12 protein-coding genes are annotated in these 13840 nt (G+C 58.4%); 8 read left to right on the top strand and 4 right to left on the bottom strand.

The features are described 5' to 3' along the window. Positions 1–12 precede the first annotated feature (12 nt). From RHSP_RS06805 to RHSP_RS06790, 4 genes are all read left to right on the top strand, one after another. A complete protein-coding gene (locus RHSP_RS06805) occupies positions 13–1689 on the top strand; it encodes a bifunctional protein tyrosine phosphatase family protein/NAD(P)/FAD-dependent oxidoreductase (RefSeq protein WP_004111214.1) in 1677 nt (558 codons plus the stop codon). Between the two features lie 21 nt (positions 1690–1710). Continuing rightward, positions 1711–2502, top strand: a complete 792-nt coding sequence (locus RHSP_RS06800; protein ID WP_004111211.1) for a sulfite exporter TauE/SafE family protein — start codon at positions 1711–1713, stop codon at positions 2500–2502. Between the two features lie 451 nt (positions 2503–2953). Then, the gene (locus RHSP_RS06795; RefSeq protein WP_004111208.1) at positions 2954–4408 is read left to right on the top strand and encodes an NCS1 family nucleobase:cation symporter-1; all 1455 of its coding nucleotides are present in this window, start codon (positions 2954–2956) and stop codon (positions 4406–4408) included. Between the two features lie 400 nt (positions 4409–4808). Continuing rightward, positions 4809–5168, top strand: a complete 360-nt coding sequence (locus RHSP_RS06790; RefSeq protein ID WP_004111205.1) for a hypothetical protein — start codon at positions 4809–4811, stop codon at positions 5166–5168. 83 nt (positions 5169–5251) lie between these two features. Here RHSP_RS06790 and RHSP_RS35945 read toward each other — a convergent pair whose 3' ends face one another. Continuing rightward, positions 5252–6034 carry a hypothetical protein gene (locus RHSP_RS35945; RefSeq protein WP_157385309.1) on the bottom strand — a complete coding sequence of 261 codons (783 nt, stop codon included), beginning with the start codon at positions 6032–6034 and terminating at the stop codon, positions 5252–5254. A 40-nt stretch (positions 6035–6074) separates the two neighbouring features. Between RHSP_RS35945 and RHSP_RS06780 the strand changes: the two genes are divergently transcribed. Beyond that, positions 6075–8063, top strand: a complete 1989-nt coding sequence (locus tag RHSP_RS06780) for a DUF4139 domain-containing protein (RefSeq protein WP_004111199.1) — start codon at positions 6075–6077, stop codon at positions 8061–8063. A gap of 332 nt (positions 8064–8395) precedes the next feature. Here the strand turns inward: RHSP_RS06780 and RHSP_RS06775 are convergent, their stop codons facing one another. Then, on the bottom strand, positions 8396–10441 hold the full coding sequence (locus RHSP_RS06775; protein ID WP_004111196.1) for an SPFH domain-containing protein: 2046 nt from the start codon (positions 10439–10441) through the stop codon (positions 8396–8398). 603 nt (positions 10442–11044) lie between these two features. On the opposite strand from RHSP_RS06775, the gene RHSP_RS06770 reads away from it, so the two are divergent. The 3 genes from RHSP_RS06770 (at position 11045) to RHSP_RS06760 (ending at position 12634) form a co-directional block, all read left to right on the top strand. After that, positions 11045–11482, top strand: a complete 438-nt coding sequence (locus tag RHSP_RS06770; protein WP_004111189.1) for a hypothetical protein — start codon at positions 11045–11047, stop codon at positions 11480–11482. 68 nt (positions 11483–11550) lie between these two features. After that, complete coding sequence (csgH, locus tag RHSP_RS06765) at positions 11551–11955, top strand: curli-like amyloid fiber formation chaperone CsgH (RefSeq protein ID WP_004111186.1); 405 nt, start codon at positions 11551–11553, stop codon at positions 11953–11955. A gap of 262 nt (positions 11956–12217) precedes the next feature. Beyond that, entirely contained in the window at positions 12218–12634 is a 417-nt protein-coding gene (locus tag RHSP_RS06760; protein WP_004111176.1) for a hypothetical protein, read from the top strand. Between the two features lie 110 nt (positions 12635–12744). Here the strand turns inward: RHSP_RS06760 and RHSP_RS06755 are convergent, their stop codons facing one another. Both RHSP_RS06755 and RHSP_RS34510 read right to left on the bottom strand, forming a co-directional pair. After that, positions 12745–13083: a hypothetical protein gene (locus RHSP_RS06755; protein ID WP_004111173.1), complete on the bottom strand. Its 339-nt coding sequence runs from the start codon at positions 13081–13083 to the stop codon at positions 12745–12747. Further along, a complete protein-coding gene (locus RHSP_RS34510) occupies positions 13080–13229 on the bottom strand; it encodes a hypothetical protein (RefSeq protein WP_157385308.1) in 150 nt (49 codons plus the stop codon). The genes RHSP_RS06755 and RHSP_RS34510 overlap by 4 nt, the downstream gene beginning before the upstream one ends. Positions 13230–13840 lie beyond the last annotated feature (611 nt).

Genomic DNA, 13840 nt, shown 5'->3' with positions numbered 1-13840 from the left:
GAGGAAGGCCTCATGGATATCCGCAGGATCAACGATAGCATCAGCGTCTCGCCGCAGATCACGCCCCAAGATGCGCATGAACTCATCCGTCTCGGCTTCAAATCTATCATCTCCAACCGTCCTGATGGCGAAGAAGCAGGTCAGCTCACCGCTCAGGCCGTCTGTATGGCAGCGGAAGGCGCCGGCCTTGAATTTCGGCATATCCCCGTTGTCGCCTCCAGCATCGGCGACCGCGATATTACCTTGTTCGCAGAGGCAATGAAACAACTGCCAAAGCCGGTGCTGGCCTTCTGCCGCTCCGGCACCCGCGCCGCAACATTGTGGGCGCTCTCCGAGGCGCCGACCCGCGGCGCGGATATTGTCCTGGCGGCGGCCAAATCCGCAGGCTATGACCTCGAACGGTTTCGTGCGCGCCTGCAATCGGCGGGCGCTGCTAACGATCAAAAAGTTTCGTCGGCTTGCGACGTGCTGGTGGTGGGGGCAGGGGCCGCCGGCATTGCCGCCGCCGCCAGCCTGCTCAAGCGTCGCAAGTGCCTGAATATCATCCTTGTCGATCCGTCGGAACGTCACGCCTATCAGCCCGGCTGGACCATGGTCGGCGGGGGTATCTTCAAACCCGAGGACACGGTCCGCCCGATGGCCGATGTCATCCCCCGCGGCGTCAAGTGGGAGAGGACGGCAGTCGCCGAGTTCGAGCCGGATCACGACCGCGTCGTTTTGGCCGATGGTCGACGGATCAACTATCGCATGCTTGTCGCAGCTCCGGGCATCAAGCTGAACTGGGCTGAAATCGAAGGGTTGGAGGAAACGCTCGGTCGCAACGGCGTCACCTCCAACTACCGGTACGACAGCGCGCCTTACACTTGGTCTCTGGTCCAGAACCTCAAAGGCGGCCGCGCCCTGTTCACCCAGCCGCCCATGCCGATCAAATGCGCCGGCGCGCCGCAAAAGGCCCTGTATCTCTCCGGAGACCATTGGTTTCGGAAAGGTCGGATCAGCGATATCTCGATCGAGTTCCACAATGCCGGGCCTGTCCTGTTCGGCGTCAAGGAATACGTCCCGGCGCTGATGGAATATGTCAGGAAATACCACGTCGGCCTGAACTTCGGCTCGAGGCTGATAGCGGTCGACGGGAGCAGGAAGGAGGCGCGCTTCGCACGCGCCGTCGCTGACGGGTCCGTCGTCGAGGAGACGCGCGGCTTCGATATGATCCACGTCTGTCCGCCGCAGGTCGCTCCCGATTTCGTTTCCGCCAGCCCGCTTGCCAATCAGGCAGGATGGATCGAGGTCGACGAGGCCAGCCTGCAGCACAAGCGCTTTGCGAACGTCTTCTCGCTTGGAGACGCCGCCGGCACGTCGAATGCGAAGACAGCCGCCGCCGCGCGCAAGCAGGCGCCGATCGTTGCCGAAAACCTGATTGCCGTTCTCGATGGCCGGGCGATGCCTGCGGCCTACGACGGATATGGTTCCTGCCCACTCACCGTCGAACGCGGCAAGATCGTGCTTGCCGAGTTCGGCTATGGCGGCAAGCTTCTGCCGACGTTCCCGACCTGGATTATTGACGGCACGAAACCCTCTAGCCTCGCTTGGTATCTTAAGTCGGAAGCGCTGCCGCCAATCTACTGGCACGGGATGCTGAAGGGACGCGAATGGCTTGTCTCTCCCGATGTCAAAAGGGAAGTCGCCTGAGGGCGGCTCGAGGCAACAACGATGATCCTTGACCCAATGCAATATGGCCTGGGTGCCTTCTCAGGGGCGCTCGTCGGCTTCACGCTCGGCCTGTTCGGCGGCGGCGGCTCGATCCTGGCCGTACCGCTGATGGTCTATGTTGTCGGCGTGCCGAACGCGCATCTGGCGATCGGCACCAGTGCGTTCGCCGTGGCTTCGAACGCGTTCGCCAACCTTATCGGGCATGCAAGGCTCGGCAATGTGAAATGGCGTTGCGCGGGTGTCTACAGCGCTGCGGGAATTGCCGGCGCCCTCGCCGGATCGAGCATCGGCAAAATGGTCGACGGGCAGAAGCTGCTCATCCTGTTCGCGTTGCTGATGCTGATCGTCGGCGTGCTGATGTTTCGCAAACGCGGAGCCGAAGGAAATCCCGGCGCGCAGTGTTCACGCGAAAACATCCACAAGGTCGCCGGTTTCGGCGGACTTACCGGTATCTTTTCTGGCTTCTTTGGCATAGGCGGCGGCTTCCTGATCGTCCCCGGTCTGATCGCAGCGACGAATATGCCGATCCTCTATGCTATCGGTTCATCGCTGGTCGCGGTGACGGCCTTCGGACTGACCACCGCGCTGAACTATGCATTCTCCGGATATGTCGACTGGCTGCTTGCCGCCATCTTCATCGGCGGAGGAGTCATTGGCGGCGTTACCGGCGCCTACCTCGCCAAACATCTTTCCGCACGCAAGGGCACCCTCAACAGCCTTTTCGCCACCCTGATTTTTGCGGTTGCCGCCTATATGCTCTACCGAAGCCTCGGTCCGGCCCCGCACAGTTGAGCATTGTCGGGCAATCCTGGTGTTGAGTATTTCGACATCATTGCCCAGCGCGAATCCTATTCGCCATTACTGATCTACCCCTGAAGCATGCCCTTCTTTAGGTGCGGCCCATGCGCCGGCGAAGGACATTGAAATGGCAGCAAGGCGTGCAGTTTCGAATGCGGGGAAAAGCTCGCCTCGCCGGATCTGATCCCTTCAGCCCAGATCCGGCGAGCGACCCTGACCCTGCAAACCAGATCAACGGTGCATTGCGGCGTTTCGAGGAGTTCGTCGACGGCGATTGGGCCGGTGAAAGGTCGGCTTCGATAGATTAGACTGACATACGGTCAGCGCCGTCCGTCACCGATGTCATGTATCCTGACACTTACCATATCCTAATTGTCACATAGGCATTTTGGGCGCATGCTGCTCGTCGAGTCCAACGGGCTCGAAGAGATAGGGGAGAGGGGAAATGACAATACAAAATCCGTCGCCTTTACTGTATAACGAGGACTTGGCGCCCGCTGAGGAGAGGAAGTGGGGCGCATTCAGTATCTTCAATGTGTGGACGTCGGACGTTCACAGCCTTTGGGGATATTATCTTGCCGCGAGTCTCTTCCTGCTATGCGGCAGTTTCATCAACTTCGTCATCGCGATCGGTATCGGCTCGCTGGTCATCTTCTTCCTTATGAGTCTGGTCGGCAATGCGGGTGTCAAGACGGGCGTGCCGTTCCCCGTTCTCGCTCGCGCTTCATTTGGAACCTTCGGCGCAAATGTCCCGGCATTGGTGCGGGCGGTCGTCGCCTGCTTCTGGTATGGCGCTCAGACTGCGGCTGCCTCGGGTGCCATCGTTGCTCTTCTCATCCGCAACGAGAGCATTCTCGCGTTCCATCAAAATAACCACATGCTCGGCCACTCAACACTTGAGGTCATCTGCTACGTCGTCGTATGGGCGCTGCAGCTTCTGATCATCCAGCGCGGCATGGAGACGGTGCGCAGGTTTCAAGATCTGGCCGGCCCTGCGGTCTGGATCATGATGTTGGTGCTTGCCGTCTATTTGATCGTCAAGGCAGGCACTTTCTCCTTCGGCAGTGAAATCCCGCGCGACGTGCTGCTGGAAAAGACGAAGGATGCCGGTGTTCCCGGTGAGCCGGGGTCTTTTCCCGCGCTTGCAGCTGTGGCTGCCACCTGGATCACCTACTTTGCAGCGCTTTATCTGAACTTCTGCGACTTCTCACGTTATGCCACGGACACCAAGACGTTGCGGAAGGGCAACCTCTGGGGCCTGCCGATCAACTTGCTCGCCTTCTGTCTCGTTGCCGGTGTGACAACGACCGCTGCCTTTACCGTCTATGGCGAAGTGCTGCTGCATCCCGAAGCGATCTCGGCGAAATTCGATAGCTGGTTCCTGGCGCTGCTTGCCGCGTTGACCTTTGCGGTCGCGACGCTTGGCATCAACGTGGTCGCAAACTTCGTCTCGCCCGCGTTCGACTTCTCGAATGTCTTCCCCCGGCAGATCAGTTTCAAGCGCGGCGGCTATATTGCAGCCCTGATTGCGCTGATCCTCTACCCCTTCGCACCGTGGGAGACGAGTGCCGCGCATTTCGTCAACTTCATCGGCTCGAGCATGGGCCCGATCTTCGGGATCATGATGGTGGATTATTATCTGATCCGGAAGGGTGAGCTAAATGTTGCAGCGCTTTACCAGGAAAGCGGCGAGTTTCGGTTCCGGAATGGCTGGCATAGAAATGCCTTTATCGCCCTTGTGGTCGGCGCGCTGTTCTCCTCGATCCTGCCGACCTTCACGTCGATCCTGCCGGAATGGTGGGCGACCTATGGCTGGTTCTTCGGCGTCGGCATCGGCGGGATAGTCTACTATGTGCTGCGCGCAAGCGCCCGCGGCTCTGCTGTCGGTGCTGCAACCTGACGAAGGTTGGCGAGCCAGCCACCGAACTGCAGCTGGTTTGGGGGCCGGCATAGCGAACTAGGAGAAAGAATGGTGCCCACTCTGCGCCATTCTTTTTTGCGATCTTCGCGAGTTGGCGATCGTCTTTTCAGAAGAGAATTCTAATTTGTGAATTAATTCAACGCCTTGCTGTATCGCGAAACTCGGTAGCGTCTCGGCTGCCTACTTGTCGATCGGTGAGGAGGCCAATCGAATGTTCGCTTATGGGCATTGCATGCGGCTTGCTGTGGCCGACGAGGTCGCTCTCTGTGCCTGCATCTGGGCGGTCTCATCGTACTCGGCAACGCGCCGGAACGCGGAGGCCTTGCCTGTCTCGATCACTTCTGCCTTTCTTTAAGGAAATGCCATCCGGAGAAATGCGATGTCAGAGCCAGAGCCAGACTCAGACCCAGAGGAGAAGATCGATTCGACGTTCCGTAACGGCTCGCTGACCGCCGCGGGGATCATTCTCGGTTTCTCGCTGAACTTCATCGGTCGCTGGCTCTCCAACCCCAACGATTGGAGCCGCATCGACATCATCCCGATGGTCGTATTGACCGTCGGGATCGCTATCCAGGTGAAGGTGATGGCCGACCTGCTCGCGCGCGATTCGCTGATAGCCGCAAAATATGACCGCTCGCGGCGGCTGTTTCTGATCGGCCTCATCATTGTGGCGGTAGGGATAGGGATCGCCCTGCTGAACGACATTCTCGGCCTCGGCTCCATGCAGATGTTGGGGTGAAGCGTCATGTCCACCGCCATGTTGCGACGACCGGGCGCCACCGCGGATTCGACGCAATGCGCGTTCAGCAGGATGGTGGCCGCTCACTCAAGTTGGGCTTCAAACGTCCTGGCGAGGGTTTCGTAGAACTGCGCGGATGTGTCCTTGTGCTCTGCCTTGTATTTGAGACTGACGAGCCGGGCGGCTTTGACCGCCACTCGAAAAGCGTCGATCCGAACTTGCGGGTCCGATTCCGCCTGAGCGCCTATGTCGCCGCGATCGAAACTGCCGGCCCGGTATCCGTCACCGAGGTCGACAACACCTATGTCGGGGATTCCATTCTTCATTTTCCCGAAAAAGGCTGCACCGACGCGGTCGCCGTCCCGGCGGCGCAGCATGCCGGTTCCGGAAGCTTTGTCATCCGGGCAGTCTCCTATCCAGAACGTTGGCCCGGCTGTCAGGGAGGCAGGAGCAACGAATCTGCAGTGGCTCGCGGGATCTTCCAGCCATGCGTGTTCCGATCCGGCGCGAACGCATACGCTCGTTCCAAGCAATCCCAAGGCGGTTAGGGACGCTGCCCGAAGCCACGACAAACGTCTTTTCATATCAGCCACCTGCCGTCGGCGTGTAGGATTATGGCCTTTTCGATCCGTTTTGAACTTTGCGTTCCAAATCGAATTAGCTGAATTCGCAGCTCGAATGCAATCAGCGCGATCCTGTCGGGAAGGGCTGGCGGCGTTTTTCAGCTGTTTTGCGAATTCTTGGCAGTTTGCACTCTGGCTTGCGTCATGAGGAAGAGGGAGGATCCGGCAGCCCAGCAGGGCCGAGGGTAGCAGTGGACCCGAATCCTGAACCCGGTTTACAATCAACCCCAGGGCGATATTCAAGGGAGGCCTCCCGTCTCCCTTCCTTTATGAGAGGAACCACATGACAAGACGATTTCTGCTGTCGACCGTTGCCGCGATTGCCATGCTCTCCCCAATATCCTCTCTGGCCGAGGAGGGTACAGACTCCCCGGTGAAGTCGATCACCCTATCCTCGGGCGGCCTGGCCGAAATCAGGCGGACTGCTTCGCTTGACGGCAATGGCGAGATTAGAATCGAGGTGCCTCTCGATCAGGTGAACGACATCCTGAAGTCGCTCGTGGTGTTCGATCCGACGGGAACCGTCAAGGATCTGTCTCTCGCCGGGCCGAACCCTCTTGATGAAACCTTCAAGAACCTCCCGTTTACGCCCGACGATCTTGCTTCCCTGCCCAAGCTCCTGATGTCCCTCAAGGGATCGAAGGTCGCGATCGGGGGAAAGAACACCGGGGCCGGCACGATCCTCGGTGTCGAGACCGAAAAGAGGGCCAACGGGGAAGAGGCCTTGTTCCTCAACCTGATGAAGGACGATGGCCAGATTTCCAGATATGAGCTCGACGGCTCCTCATCGGTGAAATTCGATGATCCGGCGGTTCGGGCGAAGATTGCATCCGCCATAGGTGTTGTCGGGAACAACGTAACGGATACGACGCGCAGCATCGTGATCAAGCTCGATGGGAAAGGCAAACGCGCTGTCGACTTTTCATATGTCGTCGCCGCTCCCGTCTGGAAGACCTCTTATCGGGTCGTTGTCGGAAATGAGGGAAAGGCAAGGCTGCAGGCATGGGCGGTGCTCGAGAATGCGACCGGCGAAGACTGGAAGGATATCAGCCTGGTCCTCACCTCAAGCTCCCCCGTCACGCTCACTCAGCGTCTGCATGATCGCTACTGGAAAAACCGCGACGAGCTGCCGATCAGCGTGGACAAAGTCGGAATTCCCAAAGCCGATTCCGGAAACGGAGCCGCCTTCGCCAAAATGGAAGAACCCGAAGGCGCTGCCATGGAAGCGATGAAGAGTGGTGGTGCTGTCAGAAGAAGGAACATGCCGGTCGCAGCTGCGGCCGCGCCATCCCCGGCCATGTCTTATGCACAATCTGCGACCTCTTCCGAGGGTGACATCTCGGCCACGTTCAAGCTCGACGACACCTACGACATCCGGAACGGCGACACGGTCTCGGTTCCGATCGTCGACAAGGAAGTGTCGGCCGAACTCGTCTCGCTTTATCGCCCGGACCGTGGCGACAGCCATCCCATCTCGGCAGTTTCGCTCGATAATTCCACGGGGGTGAGCCTGCCCGGCGGCATCCTCACCGTATACGACAGCAAGGGCGGCTATATCGGAGACTCGAGCCTGATTGGCCTGCCGAACGGCGACACTAGAATGTCGAGCTTTGCGCTGGACAAGAAGGTCTCCGTGGAGACCAGATCCGACAGCGGCGTCAAGACCGTTGAAATCAAGGTCGTGGACGGAGTTCTCGTTACGAAGAACATCATGCGCGAGGAAACGGTCTATGTGGTCCGCGGCGCGGCCGATGCCGAACGTACGATCCTGATCGAACATCCCAAGCGCGACGGATGGGAGTTCGCCTCGCCCGACCTCAAGAGCGAGAGCGCCACCGACTATCGTCTCAAGGTCAAAGTCGGGAAGGGCGAGACACGCGAGGTGAAAGCAGTACTCACCCGCTCTGGCGGGGAATCGTTCCAACTCACCGATCTGAACGCCGCCGACCTCGTGCAATGGTCTTCCACCGCGATCGATCCTGTGATCAAGGACAAGCTCGGCGAGCTTTCGAAAGCCAAAAAGGACGAGTTCGAGACGCAACGCCAGCTGGACCGTGCGGCAGAAGAGCATGACGCTCTGCAGGCGAGCCAGGAACGTACCCGAGAAAACCTCAAGGTGATGCCGACAGGCAGCGATCAGCAGAAGGACTATGTCGAAAAGCTCTCCGAAATCGAGAAGAGGATCGACCAGAACGAAGCTGCGCAGACAGAGATGCGCGAAACGCTCTCCAAATTCACGTCGAGGGTTGAGAATATAATCAGGACGTTTTGAAATAGCGTGCGGTGCCTGAAAAACAGCCACCGCACGCCTCCGATCACGCCCGAAGTCAAAGCAGCCGCGCAAAAATGGATAGCGGTTTTGCGATAACGACAGGCGGGAAATCATAGACCTAAAGCGCGAGAAGCGGATCTGGGCGATTGCGACGCGCTTTAGCGGTCGAATTCCATGGCAGGCAGTTATGCGAACTCGGCTTGTCGCCCGGTCGCATGTTCCGTCGCTGCCGAAAGCGATCGTTTCATATTCGTTCGCATACCCGCCAGCTACGGCACTGCTTTTCATAGACAGGGTGTAAAAATGGGCCGGCGTGACCGGCCCATCCATAATCAATTCTGCTCGGCCGACAGTGGCGCCGCAACCGCCGGACTCTGCCTGCCGAGCCGGTCGGCGACCAGCATCGACAGCATCATTTCCACAAGGCCATTGGTGGCACCCTTCTCACCGCCGGAACCACCGACCTGAATTTGCGGCACGAGCGGCAGCCTGCCGTTCTCGATCGCTTCGGCGAAGCGCATGAGGACCTGCGAGTTGAGCTGATAGTCCGGCCCGCCGAAGGCTGCGACCTTCTTCTCGGTGGCGTCGGCTTCCGCCAGACCAACGGCGCGTACCTTGTCGGCATCGGCAAAGCCGGTCGCCTTGATGCGTTCAGCATCGGCAAGTGCTATGGCCTTGATCCGGTCGGCCTCACCGAGGCCGGCAAGTCGTACCTTCTCGGCCTCGGCCTTGGCGGTGACCTGGATCGTTTCCGCCTGTTGGCGGGTGCGGGCGAGTTGCGCCTTACCCTCGTTCTCGCTGATCTCGATGGTGAGCGCGGATGTCGTGATCTTGGCCTGCTGTTCGGCAAGCGCCTCCTTCTCGCGCAACGTGCGTTCCTGGATTGCTGCCGCTTCCTGCAGCTTATAGGTCTCGACCTTTTCGACCGCGATCTGGCGTTCGCGCAGCTGGATCAGGATCTGTTCTATGCTGTTCTGGCCATTGTTGGCGCGCGGCGTGCCAATCAGCACTTCCTGCAGTTCGAGGCTGTATGAGGCAAATTTCTCGCGCATTTCCTCGCCGGATTTGCGCTGGATCTCGCTGCGCTCCTGCAAGAGTTCGATCAACGTCTTGGTCTGGGCGATGTTCTTGAAATAGGCCGAAACCATCGGATCGAGCGTCTGCTCGACCAGCCGCTTGATATCGCCGAAACGCTGCACGACAAGGGGCGCCTTCATATAGTCGATATGTACGACGACCGAGAGCGGCAGCACGGGTTCGAACGCATCCTTGGTGATCAGAGACACTTCGGACAGGTTTTCGTCCAGCCTGTGTTCGCCGAACTGCTCCTTGGTCCATTTGAGCACGAAGTTGGTGGTCGGCACGATGACGAGATTGCCGGCGTAAGTATTGAAGGCATATTTGCCTGGCAGGAGTGGCGTCGACCAGACACCGCGCGCGCCAGTTTCGACCAATTCGCCGTGACGATAGGACTGGCCTGAGATATCCGCGCCGCGCCGGCCGGTATAGGAAACGACGACACCCACCGTGCCAACGCCAATGATCGTCTTTTCGACCAGTTCGACGGTCGCGAAGATGCGGTTGAGGAAATAGCTGCCGTCGGCAAGCACCTGCAGTTGACGGCCGCGATAGCCGCCGGCGTTGAGGAACTTCTCCGGATCCTGGAAATTATTGTGGAAGTTTTGATCCTTCGGATCGTTGGCGACCGTCGGCGCGATGATCTCGCCATCGGGCAGCGCCGGACCGTCATGGATGGTAACGATGCCGATCATGTCTTCCGCATCATGAATGACGACGGGTTCGAAGCCATTCCGCTCGGTAATCAGCGTCGACATATCGGCAAACAGCTTCTGTTCCGATGAGCTCAGATTGACGGCATAGATCGATTGCGCGGTCAGCACGATGAACTGGGCGAGATTGATCGCATAGGTGCCTTCGCGCAGGATCTTGCGCTGCGGACCCTTCTGGCCGCCTTTGACAAGAAAGCCGCGCACGTCCTGGAAATCGTCGGCTTCGATGTTCGAGGCAAGCGTCTGGGTTGGCGGCAGCGGCTTGCCGTCGCGGGCGAAGACGTAGCCGATCTGGCCTTGAGGAATGGTCACGAGATTGGCGCGGTGCATCGAATACTGGAACGGCATGAAGAAGTGCAGGCCACCGCGCACGACATCCGGCTGAAAGCCGGCCTCGCCGCTGAGCGCGATGAAGCCATGTCTGACGGAGCCGCGAAAGCTCCACAGCTTTTCGAGGATGCCGAGCCTGTCGTTGGGGATATAGCGGATCACGCCGCTCCACCGGAAGATAATTGTCAGCGCGACGACTGCGATAGCGATTTCGATCGCCATCCATTCCATCGGGCTCAGATATACTGGGGCTTCCATCTTTTCTCTCCTATGGGCGCACGGGTTCGTCCACCCGACAGCCGCCCGGTTGGTATTGGTTGATAAGACGGGGAGATTGCGCGCCTATGCGATCGACGCACCAAGGGTGTGCCGAAGGATTGGGTTGCTCATTGTCTGGGAAAGTGACCGCGCGCCCTCAATCCCCACTGAGGAACGGCGTAGTCGTGAGTGATCTCACATCGGTGTTGCCTTGATAGACATAACGATAGAGCAGGTAGGAATTGCGCCTATAGGTTTAAAGATGCCAGACGCGAAAATCGGATAAGTATCTCCGGCGATTTTTCTATTTCGAATATTCAATTCTATTGAATTATCCCGTTCACGAGCGGGGCTAAGGCTCTCGTTGAGAAAGTGCGCCAGCACAGCTGTGCGATCGGGACGATTCAAACCGGCGCAAAGACTGAGCCTGACCTCCCCGGCCTGAGGTGCTTAGCTTTTGCCCCCCACACAGGCGCATCGTCGCCGCCTTGAGGCTATGGTCATGAATTTTCGATGAACGTCACCTTCAGCATTCATTCCGGATGACAGGCTTACCAAGGAGCCGTTCAACAGCGGTCATATCCGCACACCAGGAGAGCCAAAATGATCCGCACGTCCATTATCAGCATCCTTGTTGCCGCTGCCATCGGTGGCACTGTAATCACTCCGGCTTTGGCAAACGACGTACGCATCGAACAATACGGCTGGCACAATTCTGCCGGTGGCGCGCAGAACGGCCACAGCAACCGCGTCCGTTTCTACCAGGAGGGGCGCTACAACAATGCTATCGGGCAGCAATACGGCCATCGCAATCTGTCGGCCATTGGGCAAGAGGGCAGCGATAATTACGGCGCGACCTATCAATACGGCAACCGCAACGTGGCCGGCATCGGGCAGTTCGGCTCGAACCACACCGCGATTTTGACGCAGGACGGCAACGACAACATCACGGCTGGCGTACAGGTCGGCCACGGTTGCAGCGCCAATGTAAGCCAGGGCGGTGGCGGCAATGTCGCCGCATTTGTTCAGACCTGCCCTTAACTTCAACCCAGCGGGGGCCGGGATGTATCATTTCCGGCCGCTCCCAAACCATGACAAGGAGACGATCCATGGTTAGCTCCGACAGACGCATTTCCGTCGTCGTGGCGGTTACACTTGCCGGACTGGTCGCCGTCGGCGCGAGCGCTGCCGTGCTCGACGCCGAGCGGTCGCAGGCCGGGCCGGTTCGCTGCGAAATCCGCGACAGAACTGACGGCGATACGGTATTTCTCGAGCCTCTCGTGCATTCCGACAAGGACGTGAGCGGCACTTACAGTGTCAGCGTCTCGGGCGGCGGCGAGGGGGGCTCCTCGAACATCCAGCAGAGTGGCGATTTTTCGGTAGTGGCGGGTCGCACGGCATCGCTCGGCCGAATGAGCGTCGGCGCAACCCGCGCTTCTTACGATGTAAAGCTCAGGTTGAAGCTGGACGGAACGAATGTAAGCTGCAGCAAGCAGGTGACTGGTACGTTCTGAATGTCATACCGGAAAAATGCCTGGCGGCTTTTCCGTCCGCGATCGCATACGCGCAAACTTTAGAGCCACTCGGCGCTTCAAGGAGCTGCTGAGTGGCTTTCGCTGCTTGGTACGGCAGTCGCGTGGAAGCTCCTAAACCGTCTGCGAGCTTCCTTTGCCTAGCCAGATAAATGCTGGGTGAATGGCGTCTTCCGACACGGTTCAGCTTGGTTTTGCGAGAGTGAGACATTGGCTGGTGATGGCCGAACAAGGAGAGACATCCATGAACCGCAAGTTTGCCACTACTCTGGGCACTGCCACGATTGCAGCATTCCTTGGCATCGCGGCGCTGGCCGGCCCTGCGAATGCGGGTGGTTCGATCGCGTTTTATCTCTCGCCGCAGAGCGCAGAGGATGCCGACATGATGGATCTCGGCCTGAGAGCCTATTCTTTCTATAAGCATGTACGGAGCGGTGCCGATATCCGTCAGCGCGGGCAAGGCAATTATGCCGGCGTTGCACAGAATGGACGGGACAATGTCGGCATTGTTCGCCAGAAGGGCAACGGCCATTCCGCCACGCTGCGGCAGAATGGCTACGACAACTCCTATGGGATCTTCCAATTCGGAAGGAACACCGACACGCAGATCGTGCAGAACGGCGACGGACAGACGGGCGCAGCCCTGTTGTTCGGCTGGTAAAAGGTCGCACCGAAGGACTTGCGAAGCAGGCAACGGCAGGAAGCGCGATTTGCCGGCAGGCTTCGGTTCGACCGATGACCAGATCCTGCCCAGTCGATTTCCGGAGGTGGTTAAGTCAACGATGCCCACGAGGGCCGTCCGGTCTCCGAGCTTGTATTCGCGACCATATCTGAAGCGGCATTCAGATCTTCGATTGTTTCCTCGGCCTCTATGAGCAGGCGATCCATCTGCTTCCGGCATTCGGCGAAGCGGGTGATTTCGAATGCAAATGATACATTTCTGCGTGCATCATAGAAGGTTGCGATCGTTTCGCCGCACACTTGCCGCTCGTGCTCCAACACGTCCTTCAGTCTTTTCATTTCGCCCTTGAATGCGAAATAAACCTGCATCGTCTGGATTAGATCTACACTTCTGTCTGACATGGGTTTGGCCAACAAGCTTTCGTTCATGAATGCATCATCGGAGAGGATGATTGTATTTTTTCAGCGTTGCTCATGGCGCTGTTTATAATCGCCAGGAGAACGGATTCCCGATCCCAACCTGCTTTCAACGCCGCGGTAACCAAGCTCTCAATGGAAGGCTCAAGCGCAAACATGCATGCCTCCACATATCTCGTTTTCGGTATCTCGCCTGCTGGGGGAGTATTTATGGCTGGTTTCAATTTTCTATCCCGTCAATTGGTTGTTCCGAACCGGAAGATAGTCTGATCGTCGCGTGTTTCCGTGTTGCTTCTTCTTTCCAACTATTTGCTCTGACCGAGCAGCGTCATCACGGTTCACATTGCGGTCAGATCGATTGTTGTCATCGACCGAGTTGCGCATCACCAATGGCTAACGCAGGGCCGATCCTGGCTGCATCAATGATCGAGCGGACATCCAGCGCACCTCTTTCACAAAACGTCCGTCACCCATGGCCGCGGTCGTCTCCGCAAATCATCGCGCACTACAATATCGCCAGAATCCCACCTTTCCACAGCCATTGGACCTATGCCTTGGGCATTCAGACCATAGTCTGATTCACCATCACAGACCGATCTTCGGGTCCGTACCTTCGGGACGAAAAATCACCTCCTCCTCAGCCGGCGCATCGTTATGTTTAAACGGGATGTCACGGCAGACCGCCTGCATCAAAAATCTGATCAGCCGGCATTGATTTTGCCAGCAATTCCCGGATCAAATCATAGGCCGGGTAGATCGCTGACACGCT

The sequence above is a fragment of the Rhizobium freirei PRF 81 genome (assembly GCF_000359745.1).
Lineage (GTDB): Bacteria > Pseudomonadota > Alphaproteobacteria > Rhizobiales > Rhizobiaceae > Rhizobium > Rhizobium freirei.
Note: the sequence above shows the minus strand (reverse complement) of the source record. Positions and strands in the feature narration are given on the sequence as shown.